This window comes from Micromonospora sp. NPDC005305, assembly GCF_040607315.1.
Taxonomy (GTDB): Bacteria; Actinomycetota; Actinomycetes; order Mycobacteriales; family Micromonosporaceae; genus Micromonospora.
The window spans coordinates 58,604-77,405 of the sequence record NZ_JBEXGL010000016.1 but is presented as its reverse complement, the minus strand read 5'-3'; the positions used below and the strand labels follow the sequence as shown (position 1 = coordinate 77,405).

At 73.9% G+C, this 18,802-nt stretch carries 17 protein-coding genes; 12 read left to right on the top strand and 5 right to left on the bottom strand.

From position 1 onward, the window contains the following. Positions 1-3: 3 nt before the first annotated feature. Entirely contained in the window at positions 4-1,809 is a 1,806-nt protein-coding gene (locus ABZS80_RS24070; protein ID WP_355059161.1) for an AMP-dependent synthetase/ligase, read from the bottom strand. A 189-nt stretch (positions 1,810-1,998) separates the two neighbouring features. Here ABZS80_RS24070 and ABZS80_RS24065 point away from each other — a divergent pair, with 189 nt between their 5' ends. The 6 genes from ABZS80_RS24065 (at position 1,999) to ABZS80_RS24040 (ending at position 7,410) form a co-directional block, all read left to right on the top strand. Continuing rightward, entirely contained in the window at positions 1,999-2,454 is a 456-nt protein-coding gene (locus ABZS80_RS24065) for an SRPBCC family protein (protein WP_355059159.1), read from the top strand. A 41-nt stretch (positions 2,455-2,495) separates the two neighbouring features. Continuing rightward, positions 2,496-3,209 (top strand): hypothetical protein, encoded by a 714-nt coding sequence (locus ABZS80_RS24060; protein ID WP_355059157.1) that lies wholly within the window; start codon positions 2,496-2,498, stop codon positions 3,207-3,209. Positions 3,210-3,280: 71 nt separating this feature from the next. Beyond that, positions 3,281-4,228 (top strand): ROK family glucokinase, encoded by a 948-nt coding sequence (locus tag ABZS80_RS24055; protein ID WP_151461212.1) that lies wholly within the window; start codon positions 3,281-3,283, stop codon positions 4,226-4,228. Position 4,229: 1 nt separating this feature from the next. Then, the gene (locus ABZS80_RS24050; RefSeq protein ID WP_151461213.1) at positions 4,230-4,931 is read left to right on the top strand and encodes an endonuclease/exonuclease/phosphatase family protein; all 702 of its coding nucleotides are present in this window, start codon (positions 4,230-4,232) and stop codon (positions 4,929-4,931) included. A 254-nt stretch (positions 4,932-5,185) separates the two neighbouring features. Continuing rightward, entirely contained in the window at positions 5,186-6,589 is a 1,404-nt protein-coding gene (locus ABZS80_RS24045; RefSeq protein WP_355059154.1) for an NAD(P)-binding domain-containing protein, read from the top strand. Then, a complete protein-coding gene (locus tag ABZS80_RS24040) occupies positions 6,586-7,410 on the top strand; it encodes an alpha/beta fold hydrolase (RefSeq protein WP_355059152.1) in 825 nt (274 codons plus the stop codon). Before ABZS80_RS24045 ends, ABZS80_RS24040 begins: the two co-directional genes overlap by 4 nt. Positions 7,411-7,418: 8 nt before the next feature. Here ABZS80_RS24040 and ABZS80_RS24035 read toward each other — a convergent pair whose 3' ends face one another. Together ABZS80_RS24035 and ABZS80_RS24030 are read right to left on the bottom strand one after the other, a co-directional pair. Next, entirely contained in the window at positions 7,419-8,834 is a 1,416-nt protein-coding gene (locus ABZS80_RS24035) for a trehalose-6-phosphate synthase (RefSeq protein ID WP_355059151.1), read from the bottom strand. A 174-nt stretch (positions 8,835-9,008) separates the two neighbouring features. Then, on the bottom strand, positions 9,009-9,854 hold the full coding sequence (locus ABZS80_RS24030; RefSeq protein WP_355059149.1) for a DUF308 domain-containing protein: 846 nt from the start codon (positions 9,852-9,854) through the stop codon (positions 9,009-9,011). 196 nt (positions 9,855-10,050) lie between these two features. On the opposite strand from ABZS80_RS24030, the gene ABZS80_RS24025 reads away from it, so the two are divergent. Next, on the top strand, positions 10,051-10,743 hold the full coding sequence (locus tag ABZS80_RS24025) for a lysophospholipid acyltransferase family protein (RefSeq protein WP_355059147.1): 693 nt from the start codon (positions 10,051-10,053) through the stop codon (positions 10,741-10,743). A 2-nt stretch (positions 10,744-10,745) separates the two neighbouring features. Here ABZS80_RS24025 and ABZS80_RS24020 read toward each other — a convergent pair whose 3' ends face one another. Then, positions 10,746-14,222: an adenylate/guanylate cyclase domain-containing protein gene (locus ABZS80_RS24020; protein ID WP_355059263.1), complete on the bottom strand. Its 3,477-nt coding sequence runs from the start codon at positions 14,220-14,222 to the stop codon at positions 10,746-10,748. A 139-nt stretch (positions 14,223-14,361) separates the two neighbouring features. Between ABZS80_RS24020 and ABZS80_RS24015 the strand changes: the two genes are divergently transcribed. Beyond that, positions 14,362-14,595, top strand: a complete 234-nt coding sequence (locus tag ABZS80_RS24015) for a hypothetical protein (RefSeq protein WP_151461220.1) — start codon at positions 14,362-14,364, stop codon at positions 14,593-14,595. A gap of 60 nt (positions 14,596-14,655) precedes the next feature. Here the strand turns inward: ABZS80_RS24015 and ABZS80_RS24010 are convergent, their stop codons facing one another. Then, a complete protein-coding gene (locus ABZS80_RS24010; protein WP_091268212.1) occupies positions 14,656-15,348 on the bottom strand; it encodes a Crp/Fnr family transcriptional regulator in 693 nt (230 codons plus the stop codon). A 244-nt stretch (positions 15,349-15,592) separates the two neighbouring features. On the opposite strand from ABZS80_RS24010, the gene ABZS80_RS24005 reads away from it, so the two are divergent. From ABZS80_RS24005 to proC, 4 genes are all read left to right on the top strand, one after another. Continuing rightward, the gene (locus ABZS80_RS24005; RefSeq protein ID WP_355059261.1) at positions 15,593-16,090 is read left to right on the top strand and encodes a polyadenylate-specific 3'-exoribonuclease AS; all 498 of its coding nucleotides are present in this window, start codon (positions 15,593-15,595) and stop codon (positions 16,088-16,090) included. A 70-nt stretch (positions 16,091-16,160) separates the two neighbouring features. After that, complete coding sequence (locus tag ABZS80_RS24000; RefSeq protein ID WP_355059145.1) at positions 16,161-16,664, top strand: pyridoxamine 5'-phosphate oxidase family protein; 504 nt, start codon at positions 16,161-16,163, stop codon at positions 16,662-16,664. Between the two features lie 178 nt (positions 16,665-16,842). Continuing rightward, on the top strand, positions 16,843-17,871 hold the full coding sequence (locus ABZS80_RS23995) for a 6-phosphofructokinase (RefSeq protein WP_355059259.1): 1,029 nt from the start codon (positions 16,843-16,845) through the stop codon (positions 17,869-17,871). Positions 17,872-17,946: 75 nt separating this feature from the next. Beyond that, positions 17,947-18,765: a pyrroline-5-carboxylate reductase gene (proC, locus tag ABZS80_RS23990; protein WP_355059143.1), complete on the top strand. Its 819-nt coding sequence runs from the start codon at positions 17,947-17,949 to the stop codon at positions 18,763-18,765. Positions 18,766-18,802 lie beyond the last annotated feature (37 nt).

The window sequence follows — 18,802 nt, the reverse complement described above, 5'->3', positions numbered from 1 at the left end:
TAGTCAGCCTCGGTAGATGTCCGCGATCTCCGCCGCGTACGTCTTGTGGACGACCTGCCGCTTGACCTTGAGCGAGGGGGTCAGCTCGCCGGTCGCCTCGGTGAAGTCCTGCGGCAGGATGCGGAACACCTTGATGGCCTCGGCCTTGGAGACCGACTGGTTGGCCTGGTCGATCGCGGTCTGCACCTCGGCCCGCAGCGCCTCGTTCCCGCGCAGCTCCGCGACGCTGGTGTCCTCCGGGAGGCCGTGCGCGGCCAGCCACTTCGGCAGCGCCTCCTCGTCGATGGTGACCAGCGCCGCGATGAACGGCTGCCGGTCGCCGACCACGAGGCACTGGCTGATCAGCGGGTGCGCGCGCACCTGGTCCTCCAGGACGGCCGGGGCGACGTTCTTGCCGCCGGCCGTCACGATGATCTCCTTCTTGCGGCCGGTGATGCAGAGGTAGCCGTCCTCGTCGAGCTGCCCCAGGTCGCCGGTGCGGAACCAGCCGTCGGCGCTCAGCGCCTCGGCGGTGGCCGCCTCGTTGTGCCAGTAGCCCTGGAAGACGATCTCGCCGGCGATCAGGACCTCGCCGTCGTCGTCGATCCGGATGGTGACGCCGGGCAGCGGCCGGCCGACCGAGCCGATCCGGGTGTGCCCGGGCAGGTTCGCGGCGGCGGCCGGCGCCGTCTCGGTGAGGCCGTAGCCCTCGCAGATCGTCACCCCGATGCCGCGGAAGAAGTGCCCGAGCCGGGAGCCGAGCGGGGCGCCGCCGGAGATGGCGTCCCGGCAGCGGCCGCCCATCGCGGCGCGCAGCTTGCGGTAGACCAGCTTGTCGAAGAGCGCCTGCTGGGCGCGCAGCCCCAGCCCCGGCCCGTCGGGGGTCTCCAGCGCCTCGCTGTAGGCGATGGCGACCTTCTCGGCCCGGTCGAAGATCTTGCCCTTGCCGTCGGCCTCGGCCTTCTGCCGCGCGCCGTTGTAGACCTTCTCGAAGACCCGGGGTACGGAGAGCACGAAGGTCGGCTTGAACTCCTGGAGCTCGCCGACCAGGTTCTTGGTGTCCGAGCAGTGCGCCATGGTGGCCCGGGCCTGCACCACACCGACCTGGATGAGCCGGGCGAAGGCGTGCGCCAGCGGCAGGAAGAGCAGGGTGGAGGCGCCCTGGCGGAACAGGTTCGGCAGCACCGGGACCGCGTTGGCGATGTCGGCGTAGATGTTGCGGTGGGTCAGCACGCAGCCCTTGGGGCGGCCCGTGGTGCCGCTGGTGTAGATGATGGTGGCGACGTCGTCGGCCTTCAGCGTCGAGCGGCGTACCTCGACATCGGCCGGGTCGACCGCCGCGCCGGCGGCGACCAGCTCGTCCACCGCGCCCAGCTCGATCTGCCAGACCTCGCGCAGTTCGGGCAGTCGGTCGCGGACGCCGGCGACCAGGGTGGCGTGCGCGGTGCTCTCCACCACCACGGCGACCGCGCCGGAGTCGGCGAGGATCCAGGCGGCCTGCTCGGCGCTGGACGTCTCGTAGATCGGCACGGTGACCGCGCCGGCGGCCCAGATCGCGTAGTCGAACAGGGTCCACTCGTAGCGGGTGCGGCTCATGAGCCCGACCCGGTCACCGGGGGTCACACCGGCCGCGACCAGGCCGCGGGCCACCGCGACGACCTCGTCGCGGAACTGCCGGCAGGTCACGTCGACCCAGGCGCCGACGGTGCCCTCGGTGCGCCGGACGAACTGCACGGCGTCGGGGGCGACCTCGGCGTTGTCCCAGACCGGGTCGGTCAGGTTGGCCGCGTCGCCGACGGTGACGATCGGCGGAACGGAGAACTCGCGCACCTGCACTCCCTCGTGCTCGCACTGGCCGGCCCGGCCGTGGTCGGCTCTGTCGAAACCTACCCGGCCGCCTCCGGGGAGGAGGTAGGGAGGTTGCCCGCCCGGCTGGTGGGACAGGACCGCGCCGTTGCGCGCCGCGACGGGCGGGGGTGGAGCGGCACGGGCCGGCCGGCCGCCGGGTAGCCTCCCCCCATGGCGGACTCCTCCACCCAGTCGATCCTCGTCGGCGCGTCACCGGACCGGGTGGCCGCGGTCATCTGTGACTTCCCCCGCTACCCGGAGTGGGCCGAGGCGGTGCGGCGGGCCGAGGTGATCGAGGAGTACGAGGACGGCTACGCCAGCCAGGTCCGGTTCACCATCGACGCGGGCGTGATGGCCGACGAGTACGTGCTGGCCTACGAGTACGCCGAGGACATCTCCCGGATCGAGTGGCACCTCGTGGCGCCCTCGAAGATGCAGAAGTCGCAGCGCGGGTCGTACGACCTCGTCGACAACCCGGACGGAACGACCACGGTGACCTACACCCTCGAGGTGGAGCTGTCCGTGGGGATGCTCGGCATGTTTCGCCGCAAGGCCGAGAAGATGATCATGGATGCGGCGTTGAAGCAGCTCAAGCGCCGGGTAGAAGCACTCGGTGCGGCCCACTGACCCGACCGTCGTCCCGGTTGTCACGGTGAAGGAGCCGAACCATGGGCACCACTGATCCGGGTTCGGCCCGGGAAGAGGCCGAGCGCCTCGTCGCCATGCTGCTGGCCAGCGCGAAGCTGGCCGCCGCCACGCCCGGTTCCGGCCCCTGGGGCCCGCTGGGCGGGATCCTCTCCGGTGTCCTCGGTCACACCCCGGGTGGCGAGTCGTCCACCGCGTCCGGCGCAGGTGCGCGGTTCGCCACCGGCTCGCCCGAGTGCTGTGTCTGCCCGGTCTGCCGGGGTATCGCGGCGTTGCGCGATCCGAGTCCGGAATTCGCCGAGCGGCTCGCGACGGGTGCCGGCGACCTGGCCGCCGGCGTGGCCAGCCTGCTGCGGGCGTTCACCCCGCCCGAGCCGGCCGGTCCGGGTGGCCCCACGACGCCGGGCGGGTCCGACGGGGCGGCCGCTCCGACCGGGGCGGGGGACCACGTGTGGCGCGAGGCGACCCGCAGCGGGCATGATTCTCAGCCGGCACCCGAGCAGGACGTGTGGTCCGCCGCCACCCGGGGGGAGGGCGCGGCCGAGGAGGGTGCCGTCGACGGCTCCAGGTCGTGGCGTGGCGCCAGCCGCGCCGAGCTGGAGTTGTCGGAGCCGCCCGCCGATGCCGCCGGGCCGGACGTTCCGGCGCCGAGCCGGCCGCCGGCCGGCCGGCCTGTGGTGCCCGCCTCGCGGGCGTCCGGCGAGGTGGGCGAGGACGCACCAGGCGACGGGGCCTGACCACCGGACATCCCGGGATCGCACGGCCGGTTCGGCCGCGCCGGGCAGCACAGCAGAGGGGAGTGGCAGCGGTGACGCTGACCATCGGAGTCGACGTCGGTGGCACGAAGGTGGCCGGCGGTGTCGTGGACGACACCGGCAGGGTTCTTGTGCAGGCCCGCCGGGACACCCCCGCCGACGACGTGGCCAAGACCCGCGACGTCATCACCGAGCTGGTCAGCGAGCTGGCCACCGGCCGGACCGTCGACGCGGTCGGCATCGGCGCGGCCGGCTGGATCGACGCCTCCCGCTCCACCGTGCTCTTCGCCCCCAACCTCGCCTGGCGGGACGAGCCGCTGCGCGAGTACGTCAGCAACGCCACCGGCCTGCCGGTGATCGTGGAGAACGACGGCAACGTCGCGGCCTGGGCCGAGTTCCGCTACGGCGCGGCCCGGGACGCCGACGACTCGATGGTCATGTTCACCATCGGCACCGGGGTGGGCGGCGGAATCGTGCTCGGCGGCGAGCTGGTCCGCGGCGCCCACGGCATCGCGGCCGAGCTGGGGCACATGCTCACCGTGCCGGACGGCCACCAGTGCGGCTGCGGCCGGCTCGGCTGCATCGAGCAGTACGCCAGCGGCAGCGCCCTGGTCCGCTTCGCCCGCGCCGCCGCCCGCCAGGAGCCGCACCGGGCCGCCGCCCTGCTGGAGCTGGCCGGCGGTGAGGCCGAGGGGATCAGCGGGCCGATGGTGACCGCCGCCGCGAAGGGCGGGGACCCGGTCTCCACCGAGGCGTTCGCGCAGGTCGGCCGCTGGCTCGGCACCAGCCTCGCCGACATGGCGCAGATCCTCGACCCGCAGGTGCTGGTGGTCGGCGGTGGCGTGATCGACGCCGGTGACCTGCTGCTCGGCCCGACCCGCCGGTCGTTCACCGACGCCCTGGCCCAGCGCAGCCGCCTGCCCGTCGCCGAGGTGCGCCCGGCCGAGCTGGGCAACACCGCGGGCGTCATCGGCGCCGCCGACCTGGCCCGGCGGATCTGACGTGGCCGACGCAGGCGTGCCGCTGCGGGTCGTCTCCTACAACATCCACAGCCAGCGGGACGACACCGCGGCGCTGGCCGAGGTGGTCCGGGAGGCCGCGCCGGACGTGGTGATCGTCCAGGAGGGGCCACGGCGGTTCCGGTGGCGGCAGAAGTGCGCCACGCTGGCCGACTCGTTCGGGCTGGTCGTCGCGGCCGGCGGCCTGCCGTCGCTGGGCAACGTGCTGCTCACCAGCCTGCGCGTGCGGGCGACGGCCACCCGCTGCCAGCGCTACCCGCTGACACCGGGGCGGCACCTGCGCGGCGCCGCGTACGCCGAGTGCCTCGTGGGCGGCACGCGGTTCCTGCTGGCCGGCTCCCACCTCTCCACCGACCCGGCGGAGCGGCCCGCCCAGGCGGCCGCGTTCAAGCGGGAACTGGCCGCCGCGACGCTGCCCGTGGTGGCCGGCGCAGACCTGAACGAGGGGCCGGACGGGGCGGCCTGGCGGGCCGTCGCGGACGGACTGACCGACGCGGCCGTCGCGATGGACCGGGCCGACCGGCTCACCTACTCCTGCGCGAACCCCCGCCGGCGGATCGACGCCCTGTTCGTCGACCCCCGGATCAGTGTGGTCGACTACGACGTGGTGGACACCCCGCGGACGCGGCAGGCCAGCGACCACTTCCCGGTCCTCGTGGACCTGCTGCTGCCCGCCGGCGCCTGACGCCCCGCGCGCTCACCGCACGGCCACCTGCCCGCGTCGTGCCACGGTCCGGCGCCGGCCGGTGGCGCGCCGATGGCCGTGTGACGGGGAGCGGTGGCCAGGCCACACGCTGAGTGATCGCTCGGCTCGTCACGCAGCGCCACGGAAACGGGTCGCCGCAACACTCCACCCTGCGGCGGCTGGACAACGGCGGGCATTGTCGGCAGGATTTCGCACCGACCCGGCACTCGTGCCGCACAAAAGGAGATTCCCCGGTGTCCTCCTCCACCGAGCTCGGCCGTCCCGATCCGGACCCGACGGTCGCCCCGACCCGGGACGGCCGCCCGGTCTCCGACCGGGGCGACACCGTCTGCGTCATCGGCGCCGGGGCCAGCGGCCTGACCGCCGTGAAGAACCTCCGCGAGGCCGGCTTCGGCGTGGACTGCTACGAGCGGGAGACCGGCGTCGGCGGGGCGTGGAACTGGCGGCACGACCGCAGCCCGGTCTACGCCAGCACGCACCTCATCTCGTCCCGGCCGTTCACCCAGTTCCCCGACTTCCCGATGCCGGACGACTGGCCGGACTACCCGCACCACGCCCAGTTGCTGTCCTACTTCGAGCGCTACGCCGACCACTTCGACCTGCGCCAGCATGTCTGGTTCGGCACCGAGGTGGTCCGGGTGGAGCCGGTCGAGGGGGACCGCTGGGATGTCACGACCCGCAGCACCGGCGGCTACGGCCCGGAGCGCACCTCGCGCTACGCCGGCGTGGTGCTCGCCAACGGGCACAACTGGTCGCCGAAGCTGCCCCGCTACGAGGGGCTGGAGCAGTTCCGCGGCGAGGTCATGCACGCCTCGTCCTACAAGGACCCGGCGCAGCTGCGCGGCAAGCGGGTGCTGGTGGTCGGCGCCGGCAACACCGGCTGCGACATCGCGGTCGAGGCGGCCCAGCAGGCGTCCCGTTGCTGGCACTCCACCCGCCGCGGCTACTGGTACGCCCCGAAGTACGTCCTCGGCCGCCCCGCCGACCAGGTCAACGACACGCTGCTCGCGTTGCGGGTGCCGCTGCGGGTGCGGCAGTGGCTCTACCACTGGACGCTGCGGCTCACCGTCGGCGACCTCACCCGGTTCGGCCTGCCCCGGCCCGACCACCGGGTCTACGAGACCCACCCGATCGCCAACAGCCAGCTCGTCTACTACGTGGGCCACGGCGAGATCAGCCCGGTGCCGGACGTCGCGCGGTTCGGCGACCGCACGGTCGTGCTGGCCGACGGCCGGGAGATCGACCCCGAGCTGGTCGTGTTCGCCACCGGCTACCTGCCGCGCTTCGAGTTCCTGGAGGGCCGGGTGCTCGGCGACGCGGACGGCTCGGGCCGGCCCCGGCTCTGGCTGAACGCGTTCGCCGCCGGGCACCCCACCCTGGCCGTGGTGGGCCTGGTGCAGCCGGACTCCGGTATCTTCCCCATCTCGCACTGGCAGAGCGTGCTCTTCGCCCGGCTGCTCACCCTGCGCGCCACCCGCCCGGACCGGGCCGCCGCGTTCGGCCAGCGGGTCGCGGCCGGTCTCGGCGAGCGGTACTCGGGCCGGGTGAAGGACAGCACCCGGCACTGGTTCGAGGTCGGGCACGCCGACTACCTGCGCGCGCTCCAGCGGGCGCTCCGAGACCTGGAGGACAAGTGACTGCCGAGCGGGTGCGGGTCGTCCGGGGCTGGGAGTGGGCCCGTCCGGAGCGGCCGGCCCGCCGCGAGGTCGTCGCGGCGGTGCCCGAGCTGGACCAGGCGAAGCCGCCCCTGCTGTTCGTGCCCGGGTTCGGGCACGGGGCGTGGGCGTTCGCCGAGCACTGGCTGGGGCACGCCGCCGGGCGCGGCTTCCCGGCGTACGCGCTGAGCCTGCGCGGGCACGGCGGCAGCGAGGCGGCGCCGGGGGCGACGCTGCGGTCGTACACCCATGACGTGGTCCAGGTGGCGGCGAGCCTGCCGCGGCAGGCGGTGCTGGTGGGGCACGGTGCCGGCGCCCGGGTGGTCGCGCACGCCCTGGCCCGCTACCCGGCCCGGGCGGCGGTGCTGGTGGCGCCGGTGCTCGGCGGCTGGGGCACCCTCGGCACGGCGCTGCGCCGCAACCCGGCCGGCACGGTGCCCGCGGTGTTCGGCGCCGGCCTGCGCCTGAACCGCCGGCAGCTGTTCAGCCGGGAACTGCCCGACGCCGACGCCCGCCGGCACCTCGCCCGGCTGGGCCGGGCCGGCCGCCGGGCGCAGTGGCAGCTGCTCACCGGGCGGCAGCCGGAGCCGGCGGTGGGCCGCCCGCCGGTGCTCGTGCTGGGCAGCCCCGACGACCGGGTGGTGCCGGCGGCCGCGCTGACCCGGGCCGCCCGCCGCTACGCCTCGGCCCCGCTGCTGTTTCCCGGCATGGGGCACGACCTGATGCTCGACGCCCGCTGGCGGGAACCGGTCGACGCGATCCTCGACTGGCTGGAGAAGGACCCGGCGCCCGCCCTCGGCTGAGTGCGGGGTCAGCCGGCCCTGGTGCGCCGGGTGACCAGGGCCGTTTCCTCCAGCGCGCTCAGGTAGGAGCCCGCCCAGGTGTGGATGTCGTTGCGGCTCAGGTGCTCCCGCATGGCCCGCATCCGGGCCGCGACATCCTCCGGCGCGGCCCGCAGGGCGGCCAGCAGCGCGGCCTTGAGCCCGTCCAGGTCGTGCGGATTGACCAGGTACGCCTGCGCCAGCTCGGCGGCCGCCCCGGCGAACTCGCTGAGCAGCAGCGCGCCGGTGCCGTCGACCCGGGCGGCCACGTACTCCTTGGCCACCAGGTTCATCCCGTCCCGCAGCGGGGTCACCGCCATCACGTCGGCGATCCGGTAGAGGGCGACCAGTTCGGTGCGGTCGAAGGGCTGGCTCAGGTAGTGGATGGCCGGCTCGCCCACCCGGCCGAACTCGCCGTTGATCCGGCCGACCTGGTGCTCCACCCGGTCGCGGAGGACCTGGTACTGGGCCACCCGGTCCCGGCTGGGCACCACCACCTGCACCAGCACGGTGTCCCGGACCTTGACGTCCCCGCTGGTCAGCAGCTCGTGGTAGGCCTTGAGCCGCTGCTCGATGCCTTTGGTGTAGTCCATCCGGTCGACGCTGAGGATGACCCGCTCCGGGTCGCCGAGATCCTGGCGCAGCCGCCGGGCCCGGTCGGCGACGTCGGGCCGGGCGGCGAGCGCGCCCATCTCGGCGGTGTCGATGGAGACCGGGAAGGCGCCGATGCGGACCACCCGGTCGCCGACGCCGATCCGCCGGTCGGTGGCGGGCAGGTCGAGCACCTTCGCCGCGAGCTGGGCGAAGTTGTGCGCGGCCTGGGCCCGCTGGAAGCCGATCAGGTCGGCGCCGAGCATCCCGCGCAGCAGCTCGGCGCGGCGGGGGAGCTGCATGAACAGCTCCGGCGGCGGGAACGGCACGTGCAGGAAGAAGCCGATCCGCAGGTCGGGGCGGAGGTCGCGGAGCAGCCCCGGCACGAGCTGGAGGTGGTAGTCCTGCACCCAGACCAGCCCGCCGGGCTCGGCCACCTCGGCGGCGGCCTCCGCGAACCGCTGGTTGACCCGCTGGTACGCCTCCCACCAGCGCCGGTGATATTCGGGTTGCTCGACCGCGTCGTGGTAGAGCGGCCAGAGGGTGGCGTTGGCGAAGCCCTCGTAGTGGTCGCGGAAGTCCTCGCCGTTGAGCGCGACGGCGCGCATCCGGACCCCGTCCACGTCGGGCAGCTGCGGGGCCGGGCCGGTGCCGCCGGCCCAGCCCACCCAGGTCGCCGGGGTGTGCCGGAGCAGGGGGTGCAGGGCGTTCATGAGGCCGCCGGGGCTGCGGCGCCACTCGAAGGCGCCGTCCGGCGCCACACTGTCGTCGATGGGGAGGCGGTTGGCGACCACCACGAGGGGACTCTGTCGCATCTCGGGCATTCCGATCAGCAGAGGACCGACCACCGGAGGAGGCGCACAACCCGGACAGCCGGTGCGCGAAGTGACGTTCAGCGGTATTCCTACTGACAGTAAGTTACACCCCTGTTACACGGTCGGCCCGGGACGCGCGTGTCCCGCCATCCGGGCGGCCGGTGCCGAGCGGGGTCAGACGACTGCGCCGTCGTCCGGGTCGTGCTCGTCGGAGTCGCCGGGGCGCAGCCGCCAGATCAGCATCACGAAGCCGGCCAGGATGCCGGTGAAGCCGAGCAGGGTCACCACCGACGGGTCGACCACCGACAGCACGGTCGGCGACAGGAACAGCAGGAACCCGACCACGATGCAGAGCACGCCCAGCACCGCGTACTTCGAGAAGCGCGGCAGCGGGGGCGGCGGTGGCGGGGTGAAATGCTCCTCGTCCTCGCCGCCGGGCAGGTCGGCGCCGAAGGTGTCCAGGCCGTCCAGGAGCGAGGGCTCGTCCTGCCGCCCGCGGCTCAGCGAGATGCCGGAGACGTCCGCCGCGTAGGGCAGCCGGCGCACGTCGGTGGCGGTCGGACCGGCGGTCTCCTCGGCACGGCCCGGTGCGCCGCCGGCCGGGGTGGTCGGGTCCACCGGCTCGTCGACGTCCTCCGCGGCCGGCCAGGGGTGGCTCCCGGCGCTCGGCGCGGTGTGGAAACCGGCGACGATCTTCGCCCACTCGGCCTCGATGTCCGGCTCGTCGTCGCGGGCCGGCTCGCGGCCCTCCTCGTCGCTGAGCTGCGTGAGGTAGTCGCGGGCGGTGGTCAGGTGCGAGCGGTCGACGTAGAGCCGGTCGATCGGGCGGGACGGGACCGTGGTGGTGCGGGTCACCGGGTTGAGGTCGGCCGAGGGCTGGAGGTAGGCGGCGATCCCGCCCGCGGCGAGCACGTCGAGCAGGTGCTCACCTACGCGCGGATCGACGTCGCCCGCGACCGCGTACTCGGCCGCGTCGAGCCCGTTGTCCCGCCGTCCCCGACGGGGCCCACCCCCTGACACCGGACACCCCCTTCGCCGCATCGTCGTGCCCTGAATCCTGACACGTCGGGACCCGGTTCCGGGAGTGCGTTGTGGCGTGCCGCTCCCTCTTCGTACGCTCTTCCCCGACAGTCCCGCTCGCCGACGGCGCCCCGGGCACGGTCCCGGCGGCCCCGGCGATCGTGGCCCGTCACCGCTCCCGCCTGGAAGGACCCCGGTGCTGTACTGGCTGCTGAAGTACATCATCCTCGGCCCGCTGCTGAGGTTGATCTTCCGCCCGCAGGTGGAGGGGCTGGAGAACGTCCCGGAGGACGGCCCGGTGATCCTGGCCAGCAACCACCTCTCGTTCTCGGACTCGATCTTCACCCCGCTGATCGTCAAGCGAAAAGTCACATTCATCGCGAAAGCCGAATATTTCACCGGTAGGGGCCTCAAGGGCTGGCTGACCAAGATGTTCTTCGTCGGCTCCGGCACCATCCCGGTGGACCGCTCCGGCGGCCGGGCGGCCCGCGCCGCGCTGGACACCCAGCTCACGGTGCTGCGCTCCGGCGGCATCGCGGGCATCTATCCGGAGGGCACCCGCTCGCCCGACGGCCGCCTCTACCGGGGCAAGACCGGGGTGGCCCGGCTCGCCCTGGAGAGCGGCGCCCCCGTCGTGCCGATGGCCATGCTCAACTCCGACGCCATCCAGCCGACCGGTCAGATCGTCCCCAACCTGGGCCGGGTGCGGATCCGCTTCGGCGCCCCGCTGGACTTCACCCGCTACGCCGGGATGTCCGGCGACCGGTTCGTCGAGCGCGCCGTCACCGACGAGATCATGTACGAGCTCATGGAACTCTCCGGCCGCGAGTACGTGGACATGTACGCGCAGAAGGCGAAGGCCCGGCCCCCGGAGCCGGTGCCCGCCTGACGTCAGCCGACCCCGGCGATCCGGAGCAGGCCGCCGGCGGCGTGCCGTTCGGCGAAGGCGCGCACCCGGGCGAGCATCTCCGCCGCGGCCGCCGGATCCACCTCGGCCAGCGGCCGCACCGCGAGGGCGGACGCGATGACGTGGTCGGTGACGTCGGTCATGTCGGCGTAGCTCTCCGCCGCCGAGCTGAACAGGCCGGCGGCCCTCCGGGTGTCGCCGTCCCGCCGGGCCAGCGCCGCATCGGCGGAGCGGCCGGCCGCCCGCGCCCAGCGCGTCGTCCGGGGAGCCCGGGCCAGCAGGTCCCGGACCAGGAGTGCCGCCTCCCCACCGAGCACCCCCGCCACGTGCCCGACCGCCGGCACCCACTCCGCGAACGGGATCATCTGGGTCCGCCGCCAGTCGGCGTCGAGTTCGGCGAGCAGCTCCAGCGCCTCGTCCCGGCGGCCCTGCACCGCCCGGCACAGCGCGGCGTGCGCCACGGTGGACCGCAGCACCCGCAGGAAGCCGCTGCGCCGGGCGGCGACCAGCGCCTGGTCCACCAGGTCGGCGCCGGCGCCGTCCGTGCCGTCACCGGCGGGCGCGTCGCCGAGGGCGCGGATCCAGCCGGAGACCGCCACGATGTGCAGGTCCCATTCGTCGGTCGGGCGCCGGGTCGACCCCTCGGCCATCCGCAACGCCGCCGTCCAGTCGCCGCTGTAGTACGACCGGGTCCACTGGTCGGCGAAGCTGACCGTGAGGCCGTGCTCGCCGGCCAGGTCCAGCGAGCGCTGCTCGTCGACCAGGCGGGCCGAGCCGGTCAGGTCGCCCTCCTCCTGCAGCGCCCAGGCCAGGTTGTGCACGGCGCGCCGGCGGCTGGTCAGCCGCTCCACCCGGCACTCCTCGGTCACCTCGGCGAGTTCGGCGTACGCCCCGTCGACGCCGGCCTGGTAGCGCGCCACCGCCAGGGTGATCCGGGCGTTCGCCCGCGCCTCACGCAGCTCCAGCCGCTCGGCCAGTTCGGCGGCGGCCCGGGCGGCGACGCACGCGGGCTCGGCCTCCGCGTCGAGCATGTGCATCCGGGCCAGCTCCAGCAGCGCGCCGACCTTGTCCTCGCTGTCCGGCAGCTCGGCGTGCAGCCGGATCGCCCGGTCCAGGCAGCGCAGCGTCTCCGACCGGTCCGCCCGGGCCCACGCCGCGGTGGCCAGCAACCGCCACGCCTTCGCCGCGCCCGGCAGGTCGCCCGCCCCCGCCAGCCGGTCCGCGAGTGAGGTGAGGGAGTCGGTGCCCCCGTCGACCAGGAACCCGTCCTGGTCCCGGTAGAACGCCAGCTCCGCCTCGAACAGCTCCAGCGACGGGTCCGGTCCGCACTCCACCGCCAGCGCGCGGCCCACCAGCGTGGCCGCGGTGTCCAGCGCGTGCAGCGCGTACGCCCGCCGGGCGGCCCGGTGCAGCGCCGTCCGGGTGGCCCGGGCGTACGGGGCCGGGTCGAGGCCGACCGTGCGGGCGATCTCGTGCGCCGCCCACCGGTGGTTGGCCAGCACCTCGGCCAGGTCGTGCTGCCGTCCGTCGGCGAGCTGTTCGAGCCAGTCGGCGGTGCGCTGGTGCCGGGTGACCCGTTCCGCCCGGGGCAGCCGCTGGTAGCAGACGTCGCGCACCAGGATGTGCCGGAACCGGTACTCGGGCTGGCCCGGCATGGTCGAGGCGGGCAGCTCGTAGACCAGGTCGCGGCGCTGGAGGCGGTGCAGCGCCCGCTCCACCCACTCCGCGGGCCGGCCCAGGGCCAGGGCCACCGGCGCCGCCCAGAACTGCACGCCCACCACCGAGGCGGCCTGCAGGACCGCCCGGTCGGCCGCGTCGAGCAGGTCCAGCCGGTTGGCGATGACCGCCTGGACGGTCCGCGGCATCCCCGTGCCACCCATCGGGTCCAGCGGGGGGAGGGCGGTCGTCCGGTCGACGAGCCCGCCGTCGAGCAGCATCCGCGCGTACTCCTGGGCGTACAGCGGATTGCCGTCGGCGAACTCGAGCAGCGGCCCGCGGGCCTCCGCCGGCAGCGTGGCGTGGCCGAGCAGCAGCGAGTAGAGGGTGTCGATGTCCCCGTCGTGCATGGGCGGCACCGAGATGGACATCGCGCCGCTGATCGTGCCCGTCCACGCCGGGTGCCGCTCCCGCAGCTCCGGGCGAGCGGTGGCGATCACCAGCAGCGGCACGTTGCGGGCGGCCGCGCCGAGCTGCTCGACGAAGGAGAGCATCGTCTCGTCGGCCCAGTGCATGTCCTCGAAGACGAGCACCGTCGGACCGGTGGTGGCCAGCGTGAGCAGGAACCGCCGCCAGGCCGCCTCCGTCTCGGCGGAGGTGAGCCGTTCGCCGGGCACGCCGACCAGCGGGCCCAACGCCTCGGCCAGCCGCACCGCGTGCGGGTCGGCCAGCCGGCCCAGCCGGTCCCGCAGGCGCTCGCGCATGGCGGCGGGATCGTCGGAGTCGGGCAGCCCGATCCAGCTCCGGACGATGTCGGCCAGGGCGGCGTAGGTGACGTTCTCCCCGAACGGCGGGCAGTGGCCGATCAGCCAGGTCACCCGCGCGCCGGGCAGGTTCGCCGCGTGCCGGGCCAGCTCGCGCAGCAGCCGGCTCTTGCCCACCCCGGCCGGCCCGAAGACGGTCAGCAGCTGGGAGGTGCGTTCGGTGACGGTGCGGTGCAGCGCGCTGACCAGCAGGCCCCGCTCGTGGTCCCGGTCGACCATCGGGGTCAGCTCGGCGGTCTGCCCGTCGCGGCGGGGCCGGGCGCGCACGGCCAGCCAGAGCCGGGTGACCGCCGACCGCCCCCGCAGCGTCACGGGGGGTTGGTCGGCGTACTCCATCTCGTGCCGGGTGGCCGCCCAGGTGCTCTCGTCGACCACGACGCCGCCGGCGGGGGCCAGCCCCTGCAACCGGGACGCGGTGTTGACCACGTCGCCGGTGACGAACGCCTGGCCGCCGTCGCGGGCGGCCGCGAGGTCGACCAGGGCCTCGCCGGTGGCGATGCCGACCCGGAAGCCGAGCGGCGGGTGCGGACCGGCCGGCTGGCGGGCCAGGCTCCGTTGCAGCTCCAGCGCCGCCCGTACGCAGCGCAGCGCGTCGTTGTCCGTCGCCACCGGCGCCCCGAACAGCGCCATCACCGCGTCGCCGATGTACTTCTCCACCACGCCGCCGTACTGGTGCACCAGCCGGCGCACCGTGCCGAAGTACACCTGCTGGAGCCCGCGAGCCTGCTCCGGGTCGGCGCGTTCCGCGTAGGCGGTGAAGTCCACGATGTCGATGAAGAGCACGCTGACCTGCCGGCGGTCCTCCTGCACCGAGACGGCGTGGTCGCGCAGCGGCTGCCCGCAGTTGGTGCAGAAGTTCGCCTCGGCGTTGTTGGCGTGACCGCAGCCCGGGCAGGTCGCCGCGAGGGGCCGGCCGCAACCACCGCAGTAACGGTCGTCCGGTCCGGCGGTCCGGGAGCAGTGTCCACAGGTGAGGTCGATGTCCAGCTCCGTACGCGTGAGGTCCCCATCGTCCCGCGCGACCGCGCAGTCGGGTACCCGACGGGTCGGCGGGACATCACGGCTGATCGGCCGGGTCTAGTCTTCCGTACCAGGAAGTTCCGTCGACAGGGAGAGTGCCGTGCACGTCCGGCTGTCCGCCTCCTGGACCGATCCACGAGGGACGGTGTGGACGCCGGGAGACACGGTCGACGTCGACGCCGTCACCCTCGCCGAACTGGAGGAAAAGGGCATGGTAGAGCAGCCGGGCACGGGATCGACCGAGACCACGACGACCACCCCGACCAAGGAGACCGACCCGAAGAAGATCGGCCCCGGCCCGAGCGCGCCGCCGGCCGACACAACGGGGAAGTGACGCCGACGGTGGGGCCGGCGGTGGACCCGCCGGCCCCACCGGCCCGTCACCGGGCGGTGCTCAGCGGTCGTTCATGCCCGCGCGGCGGCGGAGCGCGGCCACGTCGGTGACCACGATCCGGCGGCCCTCAGTGCGCAGCCAGCCGCGGCTGGCGAAGGAGCCGATGGCCTGGTTGACGCTCTGTCGCGAGCCGCCGGCCATCTCGGCGAGCTGGCTCTGGTTGAGCTCGATGGTGATCATCGGGGCCTGGCTCTCGCCGGCCAGCCGGACCAGCGTCTTGGCCACCCGGCCGGGCAGGTCGAGGAAGACGTGGTCGGCGTTCTGCTCGGTGAGCCGCCGGATCAGCTGGCCCAGGGAGCGCATCACGGCGTCGAGGATGCGCGGGTTGGAGTGCACCAGCTCCATGAAGGCCGGGCGGGACAGCGCCAGCGCGGCGCAGTCCTCGATCGCTTCGGCCGACGCCGACCGGGTGGAGGCGTCCAACAGGGAGACCTCGCCCAGCACGTCCGGCGGCCGGATCACCGACAGCACCGCGCGCTCGCCGGTCGGGGCGGTGCGGAACACGGCGACCGCGCCGCGGCGCAGCACGATCAGCGACTCGCCGGGGTCGTTCTCGACGAACAGCAGCTGGCCCTTGCGGTAGGTGCGGGGCACCGCCGCGGCGATCACCCGCTGCCGCACCTCCGGCTCCAGCCCGGCGAACATCTCGACGCCCGTGAGCGCGTCACCCGGCTCCGGCAGGCGCATCTCCACGGCCCAACCCCTCCCCGGTCAAGGACCACAACCCACACCGGGTGAACCTGTCATCCCCGGCACAAGGCATCTCAACCGGTTCGGCGTCCGGTAGCGGTACACATCAGATCATGACGGTCCCGTCGCGTGCTGTACACCCCTGGAGACACTTCCGTGACCGTCCCCAGCTGCCGTGGCCTGCCGTCCCAGCTCGGCGGCGGCCCCGGCGACCGGCGGGTGACGGCGGTGGGCGAGGATGGTGCCGATGGTCTACCGCTACTTCTACGACTGCGAATTCATCGAGGACGGCCGGATCGTCGACCTGGTGTCGATCGGCGTCGTCGACGAGTACGGCCGCGAGTTCTACGCGGTCTCTACCGAGTTCGACGACTCCCGGGCCGTGCCGTGGGTGCGCCGCAACGTGCTGGACAAGCTCCCCTCGCCGGCCGACCGGGCCTGGCGGTCCCGGGAGCGGATCCGCGACGACCTCCACGAGTTCCTCATGGCGCCGATCCGGGACCGGCCGGGGGAGCAGCTGGAGCTCTGGGCCTGGTACGCGGCGTACGACCACGTCGTGCTGGCCCAGCTCTGGGGGGCGATGCCGGCGCTGCCCCGGGAGATCCCCCGGTTCACCAAGGAGCTGCGCCAGCTCTGGGACGACCGGGGCCGGCCGCGGCTGCCGGACGCCGACGCGGACCGGCACGACGCGTTGGTCGACGCCCGGCACAACCTGGCCCGTTGGCGGGCCATGACCAACCGGTGACCTGTCGGCAGGTTTGACCGTTTCTGTCCCGGGCACGGTTCGCCTCGAACCGATCGCCGAGGGAGGGCGCATGAGCCAGCAGCCGACCAGCGCCGAGGACGGCCGCCGCCGGGTCACCGAGCTGATCCGGGACGCGCGAATCTGCCTGCTGACCACCACCGCAGTCGACGGGCGGCTGGTCAGCCGCCCGATGGGGCTCCAGGAGGCGGAGTTCGACGGCGACCTGTGGTTCTTCGCGTACGCGGACTCCGCGAAGGTCCGCCAGATCCGGGTCAACCCGCAGGTCAACGTCGGATTCTCCGACCAGCGGCACCACGCCTGGGTGTCGGTGGCCGGCACGGCCGTCGAGCAGTGGGACCGGGCCCGGGCCGAGCGGCTGTGGAACCCGCTGCTGAAGGCCTGGTTCCCGGACGGGCTGGACACCCCGGGCATCACGCTGATCCGGGTGCACGCCGGCTCGGCCGAGTACTGGGACGCCCCGGGCAGCACCGTGGTGAACCTGCTCGGCCTGGCCCGGGCCGCGGTCACCGGGCAGCCGCCGGAGGCGGGGGAGAACCACGAGGTCAGCTACTGACCGGTAGCCGATCCGGGGGCCGGGACGGGCCGGGGCGCGGTGTCGGCGGACACCCACGCCGACTACAGTGCGCAGTGACGGCCCGCCCCGGGCCGGCAACGGCGCCGATGGTCTGATCTGACACATATCCTGGGGCTTATCCGGGCTTCACCTGATGCTCCAGGAGGATGAGCAGATCATGCGTATCGGCGTGCTCACCGGCGGCGGCGACTGCCCAGGTCTCAATGCGGTGATTCGGGCGGTGGTCCGCAAGGGCGTCGCCACCTACGGTCACGAGTTCGTGGGCTTCCGGGACGGCTGGAAGGGTCCGCTGGAGGGCCTGTCCAGGCCGCTGGGCATCGCGGACGTCCGTGGCATCCTGCCGCGCGGCGGCACCATCCTCGGCTCGTCCCGGACCAACCCGTTCAAGATCGACGGCGGCGTGGAGCGGATCAAGGACAACCTCGGCGCGCAGGGCGTGGACGCGCTCATCGCGATCGGCGGCGAGGACACCCTCGGGGTCGCCACCAAGCTCCACGAGCTGGGCGTCCACGTCATCGGCGTGCCGAAGACCATCGACAACGACCTCGGCGCCACCGACTACACCTTCGGCTTCGACACCGCCGTGAACATCGCCATGGAGGCGATCGACCGGCTGCACACCACGGCGGAGAGCCACCACCGCACGCTGGTCGTCGAGGTGATGGGCCGGCACGCCGGCTGGATCGCCCTGCACGCCGGCCTCGCCGGCGGCGCCAACGTGATCCTGCTGCCCGAGCGGCAGTTCGACGTCGAGCAGGTCGCCGGCTACGTCGAGAAGCGCTTCCAGCACCAGTACGCCCCGATCGTCGTGGTCGCCGAGGGCGCCCAGCCGCTGGACGGCCAGATGGTGCTGCACAACCAGGAGCTCGACGCGTTCGGCCACGTCCGCCTCGGCGGCATCGGCCAGTGGCTCGCCGAGCAGCTGGAGGCGAAGACCGGCAAGGAGGCCCGCACCGTGGTCCTCGGCCACATCCAGCGCGGCGGCACCCCGACCGCGTTCGACCGGGTGCTCGCCACCCGGCTCGGCCTGCACGCCATCGACGCCGCGAACGAGGGCGACTGGGGCAAGATGGTCGCGATGCAGAGCACGGACATCGTCCGCGTCCCCCTGGCCGAGGCCACCCGGGAGCTGAAGACCGTGCCGCTGGAGCGGTACGCCGAGGCCGAGGTCTTCTTCGGCAGCTGACCGACGGCGGGCGGCGCGGCGGGTCCTCCGGCGAGGCCCCGCCGCGCCGCACCTCCACCGAGAGGGGTACGGCTCATGGCACCGGAGGTGCACACGGTCGCGGTGATCGGCGCGGGCAAGATCGGTGAGCTGATGCTCTCCGGGCTGCTCCGCTCCGGCTGGCCGGTCGAGCGGCTGCTCGCCACCGCCCGGCGACCCGCCCGCGCCGAGGAACTGGCCGCCCGGTACGGCGTCCGGGTGGTGGACAACCTGGCCGCGGTGGACGAGGCCGAGGTGCTCGCCATCTCGGTCAAGCCGCAGGACGCGGCGGCGCTGCTGGACGAGATCGGCCCGAAGGTGCCCGCCGACAAGCTGGTCATCTCGCTCTGCGCCGGCCTGCCCACCGCCTTCTTCAACCGCCGGCTGCCCGAGGGCACCCCGGTGGTGCGGGTGATGACCAACACCCCGGCCCTGGTCGACGAGGCGATGACCGCGATCTCGCCGGGCGCGCACGCCACCGGCGCGCACCTGGCCCTGGCCGAGGAGATGTTCAAGCCGCTCGGCGCCACCCTCCGGGTGCCCGAGTCCCAGCAGGACGCGGTGACCGCCCTCTCCGGCTCCGGCCCGGCGTACTTCTACCTGCTCGTCGAGGCCATGGTCGACGCGGGCATCCTGCTCGGCCTGCCCCGGCAGGTGGCGCACGAGCTGATCGTGCAGACCGCCATCGGCTCGGCGGTGATGCTGCGCGACTCCGGCGAGCACCCGGTGAAGCTCCGCGAGGCGGTCACCTCGCCGGCCGGCACCACCATCTCCGCGATCCGGGAGCTGGAGAACCACGGCGTCCGCGCGGCCATGCTGGCGGCCCTCGAAGCGGCCCGCGACCGGGCCCGCGAACTCGCCGCCCAGGCCGACTGACCCCGCCGGCACGGCGACCCGGAGGGGATGTCCCGGC